The 16750-nt window shown below is 69.0% G+C and carries 14 protein-coding genes; 11 read left to right on the top strand and 3 right to left on the bottom strand.

Annotated elements, in window-relative coordinates; genetic code table 11:
• Window positions 1-41 precede the first annotated feature (41 nt).
• On the bottom strand, window positions 42-842 hold the full coding sequence (locus tag LDQ05_RS14015) for an SDR family oxidoreductase (protein ID WP_226437572.1): 801 nt from the start codon (window positions 840-842) through the stop codon (window positions 42-44).
• Window positions 839-2047 (bottom strand): acyl-CoA dehydrogenase family protein, encoded by a 1209-nt coding sequence (locus LDQ05_RS14020; RefSeq protein ID WP_226437573.1) that lies wholly within the window; start codon window positions 2045-2047, stop codon window positions 839-841. Before LDQ05_RS14020 ends, LDQ05_RS14015 begins: the two co-directional genes overlap by 4 nt.
• 44 nt (window positions 2048-2091) lie before the next feature.
• On the opposite strand from LDQ05_RS14020, the gene LDQ05_RS14025 reads away from it, so the two are divergent.
• From LDQ05_RS14025 to LDQ05_RS14065, 9 genes are all read left to right on the top strand, one after another.
• Window positions 2092-3639, top strand: coding sequence for a FadD3 family acyl-CoA ligase (locus tag LDQ05_RS14025; RefSeq protein WP_226437574.1), 1548 nt, complete (start codon window positions 2092-2094; stop codon window positions 3637-3639).
• Window positions 3636-4505, top strand: coding sequence for an enoyl-CoA hydratase (locus LDQ05_RS14030; RefSeq protein WP_226437575.1), 870 nt, complete (start codon window positions 3636-3638; stop codon window positions 4503-4505). The genes LDQ05_RS14025 and LDQ05_RS14030 overlap by 4 nt, the downstream gene beginning before the upstream one ends.
• A complete protein-coding gene (locus tag LDQ05_RS14035) occupies window positions 4505-5665 on the top strand; it encodes an acyl-CoA dehydrogenase family protein (RefSeq protein WP_226437576.1) in 1161 nt (386 codons plus the stop codon). Before LDQ05_RS14030 ends, LDQ05_RS14035 begins: the two co-directional genes overlap by 1 nt.
• The gene (locus tag LDQ05_RS14040; RefSeq protein WP_226437577.1) at window positions 5662-6636 is read left to right on the top strand and encodes an acyl-CoA dehydrogenase family protein; all 975 of its coding nucleotides are present in this window, start codon (window positions 5662-5664) and stop codon (window positions 6634-6636) included. The genes LDQ05_RS14035 and LDQ05_RS14040 overlap by 4 nt, the downstream gene beginning before the upstream one ends.
• Window positions 6633-7682 carry an acyl-CoA dehydrogenase family protein gene (locus LDQ05_RS14045; RefSeq protein ID WP_226437578.1) on the top strand — a complete coding sequence of 350 codons (1050 nt, stop codon included), beginning with the start codon at window positions 6633-6635 and terminating at the stop codon, window positions 7680-7682. Before LDQ05_RS14040 ends, LDQ05_RS14045 begins: the two co-directional genes overlap by 4 nt.
• A 19-nt stretch (window positions 7683-7701) precedes the next feature.
• A complete protein-coding gene (locus LDQ05_RS14050) occupies window positions 7702-8262 on the top strand; it encodes a P-loop NTPase family protein (RefSeq protein ID WP_226437579.1) in 561 nt (186 codons plus the stop codon).
• A gap of 88 nt (window positions 8263-8350) precedes the next feature.
• Window positions 8351-9385 (top strand): endonuclease domain-containing protein, encoded by a 1035-nt coding sequence (locus tag LDQ05_RS19860; protein ID WP_226437580.1) that lies wholly within the window; start codon window positions 8351-8353, stop codon window positions 9383-9385.
• Complete coding sequence (locus tag LDQ05_RS14060) at window positions 9382-10023, top strand: hypothetical protein (protein WP_226437581.1); 642 nt, start codon at window positions 9382-9384, stop codon at window positions 10021-10023. The genes LDQ05_RS19860 and LDQ05_RS14060 overlap by 4 nt, the downstream gene beginning before the upstream one ends.
• Window positions 10020-13196 carry a helicase HerA domain-containing protein gene (locus LDQ05_RS14065; protein ID WP_226437582.1) on the top strand — a complete coding sequence of 1059 codons (3177 nt, stop codon included), beginning with the start codon at window positions 10020-10022 and terminating at the stop codon, window positions 13194-13196. Before LDQ05_RS14060 ends, LDQ05_RS14065 begins: the two co-directional genes overlap by 4 nt.
• 19 nt (window positions 13197-13215) lie before the next feature.
• Here LDQ05_RS14065 and LDQ05_RS14070 read toward each other — a convergent pair whose 3' ends face one another.
• Window positions 13216-13836, bottom strand: a complete 621-nt coding sequence (locus tag LDQ05_RS14070; protein WP_226437583.1) for a LysE family translocator — start codon at window positions 13834-13836, stop codon at window positions 13216-13218.
• Between the two features lie 126 nt (window positions 13837-13962).
• On the opposite strand from LDQ05_RS14070, the gene LDQ05_RS14075 reads away from it, so the two are divergent.
• A complete protein-coding gene (locus tag LDQ05_RS14075; protein WP_226437584.1) occupies window positions 13963-14415 on the top strand; it encodes an Lrp/AsnC family transcriptional regulator in 453 nt (150 codons plus the stop codon).
• Window positions 14416-14556: 141 nt separating this feature from the next.
• Window positions 14557-16626, top strand: a complete 2070-nt coding sequence (locus LDQ05_RS14080; protein ID WP_226437585.1) for a neutral/alkaline ceramidase — start codon at window positions 14557-14559, stop codon at window positions 16624-16626.
• Window positions 16627-16750 lie beyond the last annotated feature (124 nt).

Here is a 16750-nt window from a genome sequence, read left to right on the forward strand (position 1 = left end):
GCGCACTTCTGGTAGCCGGGGCTACCAGAAGTGCGCACGGGTCACGCGCGCTGCGAGGAGATCGAGACGACTTCGCCGGTCAGATAGGTGGTGTAGTCGCTGGCGAGCATCGCGATGGTCGCCGCGACCTCCCACACCTCGGCCGCGCGACCGAACGCCTCGTCCGACGCCAGCCTGTCGAGGAGTTCCTCGCTGGTGACCTTCGCGAGGAAGGCATGGCGCGCAATGGACGGTGCGACCGCATTGATGCGCACGCCGTACTCGGCGGCCTCGATCGCGGAGCAGCGCGTCAACGCCATGACACCGGCCTTCGCGGCCGCGTAGTGGGCCTGCGAGTGCTGGGCACGCCAACCGAGCACCGATGCGTTGTTGACGAGCACGCCGCCGTAGTCGACCGAACGGAAGTAGCGCAACGCCGCGCGGGTGGCGCGGAAGGTGCTGTTCAAGGTGATGTCGAGGACGCGATCCCACTGTTCGTCGGTCATGTCGACTACGGGGGTCTCGCCGCCGAGACCGGCGTTGTTGATGAGCACATCGATGCGACCGAGCTGTGCGGCGGCGCCGGTGATGAGGGCGTCGACCTGCTCGGTGGACGACACGTCACACACGATGGACGCGACCTGCTGCTGCGGGAACTCCGCGGCCAGCTTCTCGGCGGCCTCCCCGAGGCGACGCTCGTGGAAGTCGGAGACGAGCACGTCGGCGCCCTCGAGCAGTGCGCGGCGCGCCGAGGAGAAGCCGATGCCCGTGCCTGCCGCGGCGGTGACGACGACCTTCTTGCCGGCGAGCAGTCCGTGGCCGGGGGTTTCGACGGGCGGGGTGGACAGGGGTGATGCGGTCACGGGCGTGCCTCTCGGGGAAGGCCGAGCACACGCTCGGCGATGACGTTGCGCTGGACCTCGTTGGATCCGCCGTAGATGGTGTCGGCGCGGGTGAACAGGAACAGTCGCTGCCACTCGGCGAGTTCGAGGTGTTCGGGGTCGGTGATGTTCGACGGGTTGCCGGCGTGGTCGTGACCGGGACCGACGAGTGACGCCGCACCCTGGGCCTCCATCGCGAGGGCACCGAGGTCACGATGCCAGTTCGCCCACAGCAACTTCGCGACGGACGCCTGCCCGGGGTCGGCGTCACCGAGGGTGCGCAGGGCGTGGGCACGCATCACACGCAGTCCGATTCGGGCGCGGGCGACCTTCTCTGCAATGTTCGGATCGTCGAGTGCACCGTTGGCCCGGGCGAGGTCGACGACACCGTCGAGTTCGCGCGCGAAGCCGATCTGCTGGCCGAGAGTGGAGACGCCGCGTTCGAAGGTGAGCAGCCCCATCGCGACCTTCCAGCCGTCGCCGGGTTCGCCGACGACGAGATCGGCGTCGGTGACGGCGTCGTCGAAGAACACCTCGTTGAACTCCGAGGTGCCGGTGAGTTGCTGGATCGGACGCACGGTGACGCCCGGCTGGTCGAGGGGAACGAGCAGGAAGCTCAGGCCCTTGTGCCGGGTGGAGCCCGGTTCGGTGCGGGCGATGACGAACGCCCACTGCGCGACGTGGGCGAGGGACGTCCACACCTTCTGCCCGTTGATGACCCACTTGCCGTTCTCGAGCCGCGCCGTGGTCGAGACGTTCGCGAGGTCGGACCCGGCGCCGGGTTCGGAATAGCCCTGGGCCCACAGCTCGGTGACGTTGCGGATACCGGGCAGGAAGCGTCGCTTCTGTTCCTCGGTGCCGAACGCGATGAGGGTGGGTCCGAGCAGTTCCTCACCGAGGTGGTTGACGCGGGCCGGGGCGTCCGCCTTCGCGTACTCCTCGTGGAAGACGACCCGCTGCTCCATGGTGGCGCCGCGGCCGCCGTATTCGGTGGGCCAGCCGATGCAGGTCCACCCGGCTTCCGCGAGGTGGCGGTCCCACGCGAGTCGTCGTTCGAAGAACTCGTGCTCGCTGCCGGGCCCGCCCTTGCCCCGGAGCCCGGCGAACTCGCCGGTCAGGTTCTCTTCGAGCCACTGCCGCACGGTGGCGGCGAACTCGGCATTTTCCAGGCTCTCGCTCTCTTGCACGTCTGTACGATAACCTACCAAGCAATTGCTAGGTAGGGAGCTCCGTGAACATGTATCCGAGAACCACGCCGGCCGCCCTCGTCGATGCTGCCGACACCCGGCCGGACCGGCTCGCCATCGCCGACGGCGACACCCGTGTGACCTTCGCACAACTACGCGACCTCGTCCGCGATTTCGCTGCCGCCCTCGTCGAACGCGGCATCGAAACCGGTGCGCGCGTCGCACTCTGGTCACCCAACACCTTCCACTGGGAGATCGCGGCTCTCGGCGTGCACTGGGCCGGTGGCGTGGTCGTGCCGATCAACACCCGCTACACGGGACACGAAGCCGCCGACATCATCCGACGTGTGGACGCCGCCGCGCTCGTCGTCGTCGGCGACTTCCTCGGCGCCGACCGTCACACCCAGTTGCAGCAGGCCGACCCCGATCTGACGGTCTCCACCGTCGTGCGGGTCCCGGTGGGTGGGAACGACACCGCCTCCGATGGCGTGCTCGACTGGGACGACTTCCTCGCGCTCGCCACCGACACCTCCCGCGCGGAGGCCGACGCCCGCGCGGAGGCCGTCTCGCCCGACGACGTCTCCGACATCCTGTTCACCTCCGGCACCACCGGCAAGAGCAAGGGTGTGCTCAGCGCGCACCGGCAGTGCCTCGGCGTCGCGCGCGCCTGGGCCGACTGCGCCGAACTCACCGAAGACGACAACTACCTGATCATCAATCCGTTCTTCCACACCTTCGGCTACAAGGCCGGCATCGCCGCCTGCCTGCTGACCGGCGCGACCGTCGTCCCGATGGCCGTGTTCGACGTCGAGAAGGTGATGGCGATGGTCTCGACCGAGCAGATCAGTGTGCTGCCCGGCGCCCCCACGATCTACCAGAGCATCCTCGATCACCCGCGCCGCGGCGACTTCGACCTGAGCAACCTCCGTGTCGCCGTCACCGGCGCCGCACCCGTACCCGTTCCGCTCGTCGAACGGATGCAGAAGGAACTGAGCTTCGACGCGGTGATCACCGCGTACGGACAGACCGAGGCGGTCGTCGCGACGATGTGCCGCACCGATGACGACCCCGTCACCGTGTCCACCTCGTCCGGTCGCGCGACCGCCGATTTCGAGGTACGCATCGGCGACAAGGGTGAGATCCTGCTGCGCGGCCCCAACGTGATGCTCGGGTATCTCGACGACCCCGAAGCGACCGCCAAGACCATCGACGCCGACGGTTGGCTGCACACCGGGGACGTCGGCACCCTCGACGAACGCGGCTATCTCGACATCACCGACCGCCTCAAGGACATGTACATCAGCAACGGGTTCAACGTGTACCCGGCGGAGATCGAGGCGACGCTGCTGCGTCTGCCCGGTGTCCACGAGGTCGCCGTCGTCGGCGTCCCGGACGAGCGCGCCGGGGAGGTGGGCCGCGCCTACGTCGCCACCCTGGACGGGCACGATCTCACCGAGGACGACGTGCTGGCGTACGCCAAGGAGAATCTGGCGAACTTCAAGCGCCCCCGGTCGGTGCGATTCGTCGACCACCTGCCCCGGAATGCGTCCGGCAAGGTCCTGAAGAACGATCTGCGTGAGGAGCAGTCATGACCGTCCCGTTCGAGCCCGATGTCGTCACCTACGAGGTGCGCGACGGCGTCGCGATCGTCACCCTCAACCGTCCGGACTACCGGAACGCACAGAACTCGGTGATGACGTACGCCCTCGACGCCGCGTTCGAGAAGGCCGTCGAGGACGACGAGGTGAAGGTGATCGTGCTCGCCGGCAACGGCAAGCACTTCTGTGCCGGACACGACCTCGGCACCCCCGGCCGCGACCACCACGTGCACTACGACAACAAGGCCGTGATGTGGTGGGACCACGTCGACAAGTCGGGCGGCGATCAGCGATACGCCCGCGAGATGGAGGTGTACCTGGGGATGTGCCGCCGCTGGCGGGAGATCCCCAAGCCGACCGTCGCGATGGTCCAGGGCGCCTGCATCGCCGGGGGCCTCATGCTCGCGTGGGTGTGCGACCTCATCGTCGCATCCGACGATGCGTTCTTCTCGGATCCTGTGGTGCGCATGGGTATTCCCGGCGTCGAGTACTTCGCGCATCCGTGGGTGCTGGGAACACGTTTCGCCAAGGAGATCCTGTACACCGGCGACCGTTTCACCGCGCAGCGCGCCTACGAGGTGGGCATGGTCAACCGTGTCGTTCCGCGTGAGGACCTCGAGTCCGAGACCCTGGCACTGGCCGGTCGGATCGCCGAGATGCCGCGCTTCGGGTTGGCCCTGACCAAACGCGCCGTCAACCAGTGCGAGGACCAGATGGGGATGCGCAACGGCATGGACTCGGTCTTCGGCCTGCACCATTTCGCGCATTCGTACAACGCCGAGGTGGGTACCGACTCGCTCGGCGGCATGGACGCCAAGTCGATGGCCGCGAGCGCACGCCCGGCCGAAGGGAGCAAGTAGTGGACCTCGAACTCGACCCCACCACAGTCGCATTCCGCGACGAGGTCCGGGCGTTCCTCGCCGAGAACGTACCGAAGACACCGCTGAGATCCATGGACACCGCGGAGGGCTTCGAGGAACACCGCGAGTGGGAACGCACACTGGCCGACGCCCGCCTGTCCGTCGTGTCGTGGCCCGAGGAACTCGGCGGACGCGACGCCACGCTCGAGCAGTGGGTGGTCTTCGAGGAGGAGTACTACCGCGCCGGCGCACCCGGACGCGTCAGCCAGAACGGTATCTTCCTGCTCGCCCCCACCCTGTTCGAGCACGCCAACCCCGAGCAACTCGCCCGCATCATGCCGCGCATGTCGCGTTCCGACGACATCTGGGCGCAGGCCTGGTCGGAGCCCGAGTCCGGTAGCGACCTCGCATCCCTGCGCTCGACGGCCACCCGGGTCGACGGCGGCTGGCTGCTCAACGGCCAGAAGACGTGGAGTTCGCGGGCGTCGTTCGCCGACATGGGCTTCGGGCTGTTCCGCTCCGATCCGGACGCACAGCGCCACAAGGGCATCACGTACTACATGTTCGATCTGCGCGCCGAGGGCGTGACGGTCCGCCCCATCGACCAGCTCGACGGCGAACCCGGTTTCGCGGAGATCTTCCTCGAGAACGTCTTCGTTCCCGACGATCCGGCGAACCCCGGCGACTCCGGCGTCATCGGCAAGGTCGACGAGGGCTGGCGCGTCGCGATGAGCACCGCCTCGAACGAACGCGGTCTGTCGCTGCGCTCCCCCGGCCGGTTCCTCGCCGCCACCGACCGACTCCTCGACCTGTACAGGGAGTCGCCCCGCCACGGCGACACCGCGCTGCGCAACAAGGTCGCCGACGCGTGGATCGGATCCCGCGCCTACGAACTGTCCACGTGGGGCACCGTCACCCGCCTCGCGAACGGTGGTCAGCTCGGCGCCGAGTCGTCGATCAACAAGGTGTTCTGGTCCGAGTGGGACATCGCCACCCACGAGACCGCACTCGAACTGCAGGGGCCGTCCGCAGAGGTCGTCGACGGCTGGACCGACGGCTACCTGTTCTCGCTGTCGGGACCGATCTACGCCGGCACCAACGAAATTCAGAAGAACGTCATCGCCGAGCGGCTGCTCGGCCTCCCGAAGGGCGACCGATGAGATTCGCACTCGATGAGTCCCACGAGGATTTCGCGTCGAGCATCGACGCGCTCCTCACCAAGTCCGACATGCCCGCCGTCATCCGGGCCTGGAACACCGGCGACACCGCTGCCGGACTGAAGGTGTGGCAGCGCCTCGCCGAGACCGGCGTCAACGGGCTGCTCGTGCCCGAGGAGCACGACGGGCTCGGCGCCGACGCCGTCGACCTCGTCGTCGCCGTCGAACAGCTCGGCCGGCACGCCGTGCCCGGCCCCGTCGTCGAGACCGTCGCCGTCGCACCGGCTCTGCTCGGCGCGGTCGCGCCGGAGCGGCTCGCCGCGCTCGCAGCAGGTTCCCTCGCGACGGTCGCTGCGGCCCCGCACGTCCCGTTCGCGGTCGACGCCGACGCCACCGATCTGGTCCTCACGGTCGACGGTGACACCGTCTCCACCGGCACCGTCGGTGCGCAGCACGCGTCGGTGGACCAGTCGCGACACCTGTTCGAGGTGACGGTCGCGGAGTCCCTGGGTACCACCGCGTTCGATGCAGCCTTCGACCTCGGCGCCCTCGCCACGGCAGCTCAGCTGCAGGGTCTCGGCAGGACGTTGCTCGACACGACCGTCGAATACGCGCAGCAGCGCAAGCAGTTCGGCCGCGTCATCGGCTCGTTCCAGGCGATCAAACACCACCTCGCCGAGGTGGCCGTCGCCCTCGAAATGGCGCGACCGCTCCTGCACGGTGCGGCACTCGCCGTGCGCAACGGCCTCCCCACCGCGTCGCGTGACGTGTCGGCGGCCAAGGTCGCGTGCGGTGACGCCGCCTACCTGGCCGCACGAGTTGCGCTGCAGGTACACGGAGCCATCGGATACACGCAGGAACACGACCTGTCGCTGTGGATCACCAAGACCCGCGCGCTCGTCACCGCCTGGGGCACACCGGATGTGCACCGAGCCCGCGTCGTCGACGCGCTCGAGAGCGGGGTCGCGTCGTGACCTTCGAAACCGAGGATCGCGCGGCACTGCGCGAATCGGTGCGCAGCCTGCTGGCCAAGCACTCCGATTCGGCGGCGGTCCGCAAGGCCATCGACACCGTCGACGGCCACGATCCGGAACTGTGGTCGCGGCTCGTAGAACAGGTCGGTGTCGCGGCGCTCGCGATCCCCGAAGAATACGACGGTGTGGGCGCGTCGCTCGTCGAAACCCACGTCGTGCTCGAAGAACTCGGTCGTACCCTCACACCGTCTCCGTTCCTCGGTTCGGCGGTGCTCGCCGCGCAGGCGGTGCTGTTCTCGGGCGACGCCGACGCGGCCGCGCGTCTGCTTCCGGGCATCGCCGCCGGCGAGGTCGTCGCCCTGTGCTGGGCATCCGAATCCGGGTGGCAGCGGCCCGGCGTGGTCGCCGACGGCGACACACTGACCGGCACCGCGCATTACGTCCTCGGCGGTGACATCGCGACGACGCTGCTGGTGCTCGCTGTCGACGGCGACGCCGTGGCGTTGTTCGAGGTCGATCCGGCCGTCGACGGCGTGACCCGGCGTCGCGTACCCACGATGGATCCCACCCGCACCCTCGCCGAGGTGTCGTTCTCCGCGGTTGCGGGCCGTCGTCTGTCGGCCTCGGCCGATCTCGTGGACGAGCTCCGCACCGCCGCGCTCATCGCGCTGTCCGCGGAGCAGGTCGGTGCGGCGCAGGCGACGCTGGACCTGACGGTCGAGTACACGAAGAACCGCAAACAGTTCGGCCGTGTCATCGGCTCGTTCCAGGCGCTCAAGCACCGCATGGCCGACATGTACGCGCTCGTCGAGACCGCCCGGTCGATGTCGTACACGGCAGCGCTGTCGCAGGATCCGCAGGACGCCTACGCCGCGAAGATCTACTGCTCGGAAGCGTTCCAGCAGGTCGCGTCCGAGGCGGTGCAGTTGCACGGCGGCATCGCGATCACCTGGGAGCACGACGCGCAGCTATTCTTCAAACGTGCGCACGGCACCGCGCAGTTGTTCGGGCAGCCGCGCGAGTATCTGCTCGCGGTCTCTGCCTGAGCTGCGATAACCTCCGGCGGTGCCTCTTCTGGACTCGTCGACACCGCCACCCGACCGTCCCTGCCGCATCATCGTGGCGGGGACGTCGGGTTCCGGGAAGACCACACTCGCCGCCCGCCTCGGCGACGCACTCGGTATCGAGCACATCGAGATCGACGGGTTGTATCACGGGCCGAACTGGACTCCGCGGCCGTCGTTCGTCGCCGACGTCGAGGACTTCACCGCGAAGCCGCATTGGGTGACCGAGTGGCAGTACACGGTGGTGCGACCGCTGCTCACCGAGCGCGCCGATCTGATGATGTGGCTCGATCTCCCACGCTCCGTCGTGATGCGACAGCTGGTCCACCGGACACTGCGGCGCCGGATCCGCCACGAGGTGCTGTGGAACGGCAACGTCGAGCCGCCGCTACACACCGTCCTCACCGACCGCACCCACGTCATCCGCTGGTCGTGGTCGAGGTACGCGCTCCTGCCGGAGCGCATCCGCGAAGTTCTCCAGCGGCGTCCCGAGCTGCCGATCGTGCGGTTGACGAGCCGACGTGACGTCGAGAGGTGGACGGCCCGACTCGGACCCGAGTAGCCGCCGCGACCTCACCCTGCCGCCATCGCGCCCGGTATGTATGGTTTGTCACCATGTATCGACGTCGACGCGGTGTGGGCTCCACGGGGTGACGGTCCCGACCCCCTCCTCTGCTTTCCCTGCGCTCGTCGATCTGCCCGTCGACCGGGTCGTGCATCTCCGCGGTGTCGACGCCGCAGCCTTCACCGATGCACTCGATCCGCTGCCTCCGGAGGCTCCGGTGGTCTCCGGCTACCACGTCGCACACGCCCCCACCGGCTCGGACGTCGTCGAACGGATCCTCGACGAGTGCGAAACCGCAGCTCGAGCCCTGATGCTCGAATGGTTGCCCGGCGCCCGGGCGCTCGACGGGCACACCGGCCTCGACATCGCGGCCGCGCGCGCACTGATATCCGGACTGGCCACTCCGAAGTACGGGGCGTTCCTGGCCGACCTCGCCGAGGCCTCGGTGCTCGGTGACCGCCTCGATCCCGGCCGGTACTCGGCGGAGGTGCGCACCGCCGGGCTCGTACGCGTCCTCGCCGCGGCGTACGGACGGGAACGCGTGGTGCTGGCCGTGACCGCAGGCCCGCTCCCCGTCGCGGAGCAGCACGCCCTCGCGGTCGCCTGCGAGTGGCTCGCAGGCCACGACCGGTTCGGGGTCTGGCTGATCGGCGACCCCGTTCCGGCGGTGGACCGATTCCCCATCGTCCGGGTCGGCGCGGCCCGGACCGGCACCACCGCAAGTCCGGTGGCACTGCGGCTACCCGCACCGCTCGGTCGGCTACATCCCGCGAGCGACGCCGAGCAACTGCTCGAGTCCGTCCTGAGCACGTGTGACTGGGCCGGAGGCCGACAGTGGAACAGGACGTGGTCGGCGGGCCCGCTCGACGCCCCGATCCGGGTGGACCTGATGTTTCCCGAAGCTCGCTGCGTCGTCGAGATCGACGGCGACGACCATCGGCGGCCCGAGAAGTTCGCCGCCGACCGTCGACGCGACGTCGACCTCCAGCTCGCCGGGTTCGCGGTACTACGGTTCACCAACGACCACGTCCTCGGCGATGTCACCGCTGTCGCCGACCTGATCGCCCGATACCTCTCCACCCGCACCCCCGTCCCGACTCCGGAAGGCAGACCGCAGTGAGCGCCGAATCCCTCACCCCCACCGAGACGCTGGTCCTGCTGACCCTGCTCGCCGAAGCACGGCCCGTCTCCAACACCGAACTGAAGACCCTCGGCCCGGAACTGCGTGCGGCGAGCCGCAGGAAACTCACCCGGCTCGGGCTCGTCGCCACCGACACGTCCGTCCGGCCGTTCACGCACGAACTGACGGACGACGGGTGGGCACGCTGCCGGACACTCCTCGGCGCCGACACCCCGCCGCGCGTCGCGCCGCCGGTCCGGGCCGTGTACACCCTGCTGCGTGCCCTCGGCCGGCACCTCGAGCGGGCCGACCTTCAGCTGTACGAGGTGTTCGCCCCCGCCACGGAGGAGGTTGCACCGGTGGACTACACGTCGCCGACCGTCGAGGGCCGCATCCGCGCCGCGTATCGCGAGCTCGCACGCGAACCGGGAGCGTGGGTGGGTCTGGCCCGCCTGCGATCGGCCCTCGCCGATCTACCGGTCGACGAGGTGGACCGCGAACTGGTCCGGATGAATCGCCTGCCCGACGTGCACCTGAACCCCGAAATGAACCAGAAGGCGCTCGGCGACCACGACCGTGCCGCCGCAGTCGTCGTCGGCGACACCCCCAATCACCTGCTGTCGATCGAGGTCGCATGAGCACCGACGAACAACTCCGCGCACTCGCGTCCGTCCGCCTGACCTGGGCACCCACCCCCGACGAGGTGTGGGAGGCACAGCAGCCGCTCCACGTCCCCGGGATGCACGGCACTGCGATGGACATGATCCTGGACGCCTTCCGCGACGCGAAGAACTCCACCGCGGCGAGCCCCATCGGGGTGGCGGTGCAGGGCCAGGCCGGCGTCGGCAAGACGCACCTGCTCGGCTACGTCCGCGAGCAGATCCAGCAGGACGGAGGATACTTCTTCCTGGTGAAGATGCTCGACGCCGTGAGCTTCTGGAAGTCGACGCTGTTCGCGATGCTCGAGGATCTCGGGCGCCCGATGGCCGACCACGAGACCCAGCTGCGTCGTCTGCTGTGGGAACTCGCGAACGTCGCCCGGGTGTCGCGGGTGCAGCGGCGCGCCGTCATCGGGGAGTCCGACCTCGACCGAGCGACCCTCGATGCGTTCATCACCGGGCTGTTCGCCGCCGATCCGCAGCTGTCGCAGCAGTGCCGGCGCACCGCGCGCGCCCTCGTCCTCTACGCCGGTGAGCTCGACCTACGCGACATCGGCGAGTCGTATCTCCTCGGGCAGGACGAATCGACTCCCGGTGAACGCACCGAGTGGGGCGTCGGGTCGGCCACTCCGACCCACCAGGAGATCGCGCGGGACCTGTCCCGCCTGCTTGCGCTGACCGGCCCCACGGTGCTCGCGATCGACCAGTTCGACACCCTGCTGACCAGGCACCAGGACCAGGGCGACGACACCGGGTCGGTCGAGCGCCCGACGGACAACTCGTACGAGGAATTCGCACACGGCCTGATGGCCCTGCGCGAGACGTTCAGCCGCACGGTGCCGGTGCTGTCGTGCCTGCCCACGGCGTGGGTCGTCATCGAACGGTTCGCGACGGCGACGGTCCGCGACCGGTTCCGGGTGTGCCCGGCGCTGTCGCTGCTGCCGTCCCCCCGGGTCGCACAGGATCTGATCCGGCTCCGGCTCGAACGCGCCTATTCCTCGGTCGGTTTCACCGCGCCGTACCCGACGTGGCCGGTCACGGGGTCCGTCTTCGACGAAGCTCCCGACTACACGCCGCGCCGGTTGCTTCAGCTGGTCGACCGCCACATCCGGAGCTGCCTCGACCACGGCGCGGTCACGGAGATGACCGACCTGACGACCCCGGCCCCCGAGGGCCGCGAGAAGTCCACGACCGCCGTCGATCACGCCGGTGACTTCGCGGTGCTCGACGCCCGGTTCGCAAAGCTGCAGGCCACCGCGCCGATCGACGGCGCGTTCGACCACACCGTCGAGGATCTCGTGATCCCGCCGCTGCTCGGCGCGGGCCTCGAGGCGTGGATCCGGGAGACCGGCGCAGACGACGACGTATACGGGCGGGAGACCCCGTCGGGTACGAAGCCCGCACTGCACGCCCGTCTGGTGCGCACCCTCGACGCGGAGACCGAACGACACGTACACCACGCGTTCCGCGCGATCGGCTCGACACACCACATCGCGGCGGTCAACAGACTCCAGAAGGCTTCCACCGCAGTCGGGTCGGCTTCAGGAATCCCGGGACGCAACCTGATCGTGCTGCGCAACGTGCCGTGGCCGAACGGGGAGAAGACGCGGGCGACCGTCGCCGAGTTCGAGCGGGCCGGAGGCCGCGTCTGCGCTCTCTCCCCCGACGACGTGCGTGTCTTCGCGGCGCTGCGGGAACTGCTGGCGCAGAACCCCGAACATCTCGACGCGTGGCTGCGGGCCCGTCGTCCCGCACACGCGACCGCACTGCTCACGCAGGCTCTGGGTGACGAGCCGAAGCCGCTTCCCACCCGTCCGGCCGCCGCGGAGCAGGTTTCCGTGCCCACGGAGACGACCCCCCGTGCAGCGGAGCGAGTCTCGCCTCCCTCGAACCCCGAACCGGACGTGAGCAGCGCGCCGTCCATTCCCCTCGGACGCACGATCGACGGGGACGCCGAGGTGCGCGTCGACCTCGAAGCGTTGCGCAAGCACACCGCGATCTTCGCCGGATCCGGTTCCGGAAAGACCGTGCTGATCCGCAGGATCGTCGAAGAATGCGCACTGCAAGGTGTTTCGTCGATCGTGCTCGACCCGAACAACGACCTCGCGCGACTGGGCAGCGAATGGCCTGCCGACTCCCGCCCGTGGCCCCCGGGCGATCGCGCCAAGGCCGACGAGTACCTCGACAACACCGAGGTCGTGGTGTGGACACCGCGACGACACAACGGGCGTCCGCTGTCGTTCCAGCCGCTTCCCGACTTCTCCAGTGTCGTCGACGATCCCGACGAGTTCACCGCCGCTGTCGAATCCGCGGTGGCGGCACTGGCGCCGCGCGCGAACGCAGCCGGGAAGTCGGCGAACGGCGACAAGGCCCGCGCCGTGCTCAAGCAGGCACTCGAATACTTCGGCGAAGGACCGGGCGGCACCCTCGACACGTTCGTCGCCCTGCTCGAGGACCTTCCGGAGGACATCAGCAACCTGCGTGACGCGACGAAGATCGCCGCGGATCTCGCCGAGAACCTGAAGGCGTCGATCGCCAACGACCCCCTCTTCGGCGGCCACGGCACGGCCGCCGACCCCGGGACGCTGCTCGCCCCGTCCCCCGGTTACCGCGCGCGCGTGTCGGTGGTGAACCTGTCCGGATTGCCGGCGGACGACCAGCGCCAGGGATTCGTCAACCAACTGCAGATGGCGTTGTTCGCCTGGGTCAAGAAGAATCCGGCCGGCGACCGGCCGCTCGGCGCACTGTTCGTCATGGACGAAGCCCAGAACTTCGCTCCCGCGGGTGGGTTCACCGCGTGCACGCAGAGCACGCTGGCACTGGCCTCGCAGGCTCGCAAGTACGGGCTCGGCCTGGTGTTCGCGACGCAGGCCCCGAAAGGACTGAACAACAAGATTCCCGGCAACGCGGCCACCCAGTTCTACGGGCTGCTCAACAGTCCCGCCCAGATCCAGGCCGCGCAGGAGATGGCGCGCGTCAAGGGTGGCACGGTTCCGGACATCGGCAAGCTGCCCGCCGGGCAGTTCTACACGGCGGTCGAAGGATCGAGCTTCCGCAAGATCGCGGCACCGCTGTGCCTGACCCACCATCCGAAGAGCCCGCCGACCGAGGAGGAGGTGCTCGAGCTCGCTGCGGCGATGACGCGGGTGTGACGGACGGCGCCACCGACCGTCACGCCACGAGCTGTTCGGACAACAGCACCGCACCGAGGCCGATCATCACGATCCCCGACACCGTCGACACCGTCCGCATCGCTGCGGGACGCGCGCGGAGCACCACCCGCGCGCAGGTGCCGACCCCGGTGTAGATCACAGCGCAGCTCACGAGGTGCACCGCCCCCAGCAGCAGGATCTGCAGGGCGACCGGCCACGATCCCGACGCATCGGTGAACTGCGGCAGCAACGCCACGAACAGCAGCAGCACTTTCGGATTCAGGCCGCTGACCCCCATGCCCGTGGCCGCCTGCCTCAGCCACGACTGCGACGCACGAGCGTCGGATTCCTCCACGGACGCGGGTGGGCGCGAGAGCATCACGACACCCAGCCACACCAGATACGCGGCGCCGGCCGCCGTCAGTCCCGTCATGAGCACCGGAGTACGCGCGACCAGCGCCGCGACACCCGCCGCGACGACGGCCGTCATGAGCAGATGCCCGGACAGCATCCCACCGACCGCGGGCAGCACTGTCCGGTGACGCACCCCCGCGGTGATCGCGTACGCCCAGTCCGCGCCGGGCGTCAGCACGAACAGGAACGACACCGCCCAGAACGCGGCGACAGCACCGACGGCCACTTCGGCCTCCCTTCTCACCGGGCCGAACCCGCTGTTCACGGCCCCGTTGGAAGAGTAGGAAGAACCGAGCAGAATACGTTTCCAAAGATTCTTCACAGCATGGTCGCTCGGGGAAGAATTGTTCATGTGGACGCGACAGACAGAAGAATCCTTGCCGAGCTCCAACAGGACGGGCGGCTGACGCTCACCGAACTCGCCGATCGGGTCGGGTTGAGCATCTCGCCCTGCCATCGGCGGCTGCGCGCACTGGAACGGTCGGGGGCCGTCCGCGGCTACCGCGCCGTGCTCGACGCGAACACCCTCGGACTGACGTTCGAGGCCCTCGTCTTCGTCACCATGCGTTCGTCCGACCGCGCCACGCTCGATGCGTTCGAGTCGGCCGTCGCCGAGGTGCGCCACGTGCTCCAGGCACAACGACTCTTCGGCGACCCCGACTATCTGCTGCGTGTCGTCAGCCGCGACCTTCCCGCCTTCCAGTCGCTGTACGACGAACGGCTCGCCACCCTCCCGGGCGTTCAACGTCTCAGTTCCACGCTGGTCATGAAGAGCGTCGCCGACGATCGGCCGCTCCCTCTCTGAGTGCGCCGAATGTGCCCGTTCCCGCCGCGACGACCGGGTGCGCCGTCCCGCCGTGCGGACGTGGCGTTGCGCACAGACGATTCGTAGTGTGTGCTGGACCTCTAGTTGGACGACCGACCAGTTCGCTTTCGAGGAGATCCGATGCCCGCACGCCGCAGGACCGTACTCGCCGGGTTCGCGGTCGCACCCGCCGTCTCCGCGTTCGCCGGACCCGCACACGCCGCGCCCGCCCACGCCGCGCCCGCCCACGCCGCGCCCGCGCGACGAAGCCCGTCCGCATCCGGATTCCGCGCCGGTGTGGGCGTCTCCGACGTCACCGGGCCCGTCGCCGAGGTCGGCATGATGGGCTACTCGAGCTTCGACCAGGTCGCGCACGGTCTGCACCAGCGCACCCGGGCCCGCGCGTACGTGTTCGACACCGGCGGCGGCACCGCGCGCGTCGCCTACGTCTGCACCGACACGTGCATGATCTTCCAGTCGGTGCACGACGCGGTCCTCGCCCGTCTCGCGCAGCGCTTCGGCGACCTCTACACCGAGCGCAACGTACTGCTCACCGCCGTGCATTCGCACGCGGCGTGTGGCGGTGCGTCGCACGACTACGCGTACAACCTCGCCGTCCTCGGGTTCCGGCAGCAGGTGTTCGACGCCGAAGTCGACGGCATCGTCGAAGCGATCACGGCTGCCCACGACGATCTCGCGGACGCCACGTTGTCGTACGGCCGCAGCGAACTGCTCGACGCGAGTGTCAACCGCTCGCGGGACGCCTTCGACCGCAACCCCATCGCCGACCGCGACTACTACCCGCACGGCATCGACCACTGGATGCGGGTACTGCGCATCACCCGCGCGGGCCTCGACGTGGGTGCCGTCAACTGGTTCGCGACGCACTGCGCGTCACTGACCAACGAGAACCTGCTCGTCTCCGGAGACAACAAGGGCGCGGCAGCATACTTCTGGGAATCCGATGCCGGTGTCCGCCACCTCGACGGTGTGGTGCCGTTCGTTGCGGCGTTCCCGCAGACCAACAGCGGCGACATGTCACCGAACCTCGCCGGGGAACCCGGCCGCGGGCCCACCGACGACGAATTCGAGAACACGCGGATCATCGGCGAACGTCAGGTCGCGGCGGCACGCGCCGCGTTCGAGTCGGCCACAACGCTGCCCGTCGGACCGATCGATTCCCGAATCCTGTACCTGGACATGGCCGATCAGACCGTCTCGGGACGATACACCGACGACGGACGCGAACACCGCACGTCGCCGGCGTGCATCGGTGCAGCGATGAGCGCCGGCAGCACCGAGGACGGTCCCGCACTCGGCCTGTTCCCCGAGGGAACCCCGAACCCCCTCGCCGACGCGCTCGGCGGCATGGACGTCGACGTGCCGCAATGGCTCGTCGACGCACAGTACCCGAAGCTGGTGCTCGCCCCGGTCGGGCTGCTCCCGCCCGACGGCTGGGTGCCGCACGTCGTCAAGATCCAACTGCTGCGGATCGGCGACCTCTACATCGCCGGTGGCCCCGCCGAGTTCACGATCGTTGCCGGCCTGCGCATCCGGCGGACCGTCGCCGACGAACTCGAGGTCCCGCTCGAGAACGTGATCTTCCAGGGCTACGCGAACTCGTACTGCAGCTACTGCACCACCCCCGAAGAATACGACGCACAGCACTACGAGGGCGGCTCCACCCTGTTCGGCCGTCACACGCTTCCTGCCTACCAACAGGGCTTCGCCCGGCTCGCCGGGGCGTTGCGCGACGGCGTCGACGTACCGCGCGGACCCGCTCCACGCGATCTGTCGCACCTGCAACCGTTCTTCGGTCCCACCGTCGACCACGACGAACCGTTGCCCGGTACGAGCTTCGGCGACGTCGTGCTGCGTCCCGCCGAATCGGTGAGGGCCGGCGACGTCGTCGAGGTCGAGTTCGTCACGGGGCACCCGCAGAACGACATCCGCCGCGGCAGCACCTTCTTCGAGGTGCAGCGCCGCGACGGCACGGGGTGGGTGCGGCACGCCGACGACAGCGACTGGGCCACCAGGTTCCACTGGCGTCGGGAGAGCACGCACTCGGCGATCGCTCGGATCACGTGGGACGTCCCCGCCGGAACACCACCCGGTCGCTACCGCATCGTGCACTTCGGCGAGGCGAAAAGCCGTGGTGACGGCACGATCTCGTCCTTCACCGGAACAGGTGACGAGTTCGACGTGGCATGAGTGGACGACCCGTCTCCCGGTGAGCGAACGGTACACTCGTCTCACTCGATCGATCGGCCGTACCGTTCGCTCACCGTTGGGGGCGAAGCCCCCGACCGCGCCGGGAACAGGGGTTCCGTCGGAG

The sequence above is a fragment of the Rhodococcus yananensis genome (genome assembly GCF_020515525.1).
Taxonomy (GTDB): Bacteria; Actinomycetota; Actinomycetes; order Mycobacteriales; family Mycobacteriaceae; genus Rhodococcus; species Rhodococcus yananensis.

Coding starts and splice junctions, on each gene's coding strand:
- LDQ05_RS14030 (WP_226437575.1), top strand. CDS start 3,636: ATGACCGTCCCGTTCGAGCCCGATGTCGTCACCTACGAGGTGCGCGAC.
- LDQ05_RS14040 (WP_226437577.1), top strand. CDS start 5,662: ATGAGATTCGCACTCGATGAGTCCCACGAGGATTTCGCGTCGAGCATC.
- LDQ05_RS14065 (WP_226437582.1), top strand. CDS start 10,020: ATGAGCACCGACGAACAACTCCGCGCACTCGCGTCCGTCCGCCTGACC.
- LDQ05_RS14080 (WP_226437585.1), top strand. CDS start 14,557: ATGCCCGCACGCCGCAGGACCGTACTCGCCGGGTTCGCGGTCGCACCC.